A 1,304-nucleotide genomic window follows, 5' to 3' on the forward strand; every position below is an offset into this window, starting at 1 on the left:
GTGCCGCCCGGGGGAACGGAGAAGGACACCCCGTCCACCGCGCGCACCGGCCCCCGCTCCAGCGTCAGCTGGGTGGTGAGGCCCCGCACGTCCAGCAGCGGGGCCACGGGCTCGGAGGACCGCGCGGCAACGGTCACTTCTGGGCCAGCTCCTCCAGGAACTCCGCCTCCTGGATGAGCCCCTTGCGGATGAGCAGACGGATGAGGCTCGCGACCATGCGCGCGGGCTTCACCTTGTCCGTGTCGAGGCTGGCCTCCTCACCGTTCGAGATGCGCTCGATGTCGTCCAGCACCGCCAGGTCCTCGTCGGAGAAGTCCGGCTTGGGCGTGAGCGCCACCGACGGCCGGGCGCCCTGCGCGGCGCCGCCGAAGAGCACCACCGGCACGCGCGGCTTGCCCGGATCCACGTCGCCATCCGGAGGCGGTGGGGGCGGCGGACGCGAAGGCGGCGGAGGCGGCGCGGCCCGGGGCTTCACGCCCAGCAGGTCCTCCAGCACGTCCGCGCCGTCGGTACGCGAGTCGGCCGGCGGAGGCGGCGGCAGGTCCCAGTCCAGCGTCGGCGGGGCCGGCGGACGCGAGGGCGGCCGCGCGGCGACCGGAGGTGACGGCAGGATGTCCGGCGAGTCGTCCTCGTCCATGTCCATCTCCATGGGTTCGGCCTCCACGATGTCCAGGGGTTCGCCCCGGCCGCGCGCGAAGGCCCGGTCCAGGTCGTCCGGCGCGACGACGAACACCTTCAGGGGCTTGCGCAGCTGGAAGCGCAGCTCGTCCACCAGCATGAGGTTGCCGGGGTCTTCCACCGCCACGTGGAGCTTCTCGCTGCGGCCGTCCGGCTCCAGCGCGAAGAGCAGCACGCGGTGCTCGGTCTGGAAGTCCATGGACACCAGCGAGGACACCGCATGCGGGATGTACCCGGGCAGCTCCATGAAGGGCAGCTCGTGCTGGGCCGCCAGCGCGCGCGCGATGTCGCGGCTGTTGCACAGGCCCATGGACACCAGCACCTCGCCCAGCTTGCGGCCCTGCCCGCGCCGCCCGGAGGCCAAGGCCTGCTTCACCTGCTCGTCCGTGACCACTCCGGCCTGGACGAGGAGTTCACCGATCTTCTTGCGCATGGCCGCTGGCTACCGCTTGACCTTGGCGAGGTATTCCTCGCGGGAAAAAACGCCCTTCTCGATGAGCAGCTCCACCATGGCCTTGAGCGCCGCGACCTCCTTGCGCTGGACCTCTTCCACGCTCTTGAGCAGCTCCGCGGGGCTGCCCGTCTGCGCCGCGCGCGGGGCCTCCGCGGCAGGAGCAGGCCGGGCC

General features: G+C 72.3%; 1 protein-coding gene and 2 pseudogenes. All 3 read right to left on the minus strand.

The genetic code is table 11. The features are described from left to right. Positions 1-98: pseudogene (locus D7V97_RS43055) on the minus strand (peptide ABC transporter ATP-binding protein); the annotation flags it as partial. Positions 99-133: 35 nt separating this feature from the next. Then, entirely contained in the window at positions 134-1,111 is a 978-nt protein-coding gene (locus D7V97_RS43060; RefSeq protein ID WP_120616272.1) for a general secretion pathway protein GspE, read from the minus strand. Between the two features lie 9 nt (positions 1,112-1,120). Beyond that, positions 1,121-1,304, minus strand: a pseudogene (locus tag D7V97_RS43065) (hypothetical protein); the annotation flags it as partial.

It is taken from the genome of Corallococcus sp. CA053C, assembly GCF_003611675.1.
GTDB lineage: Bacteria > Myxococcota > Myxococcia > Myxococcales > Myxococcaceae > Corallococcus.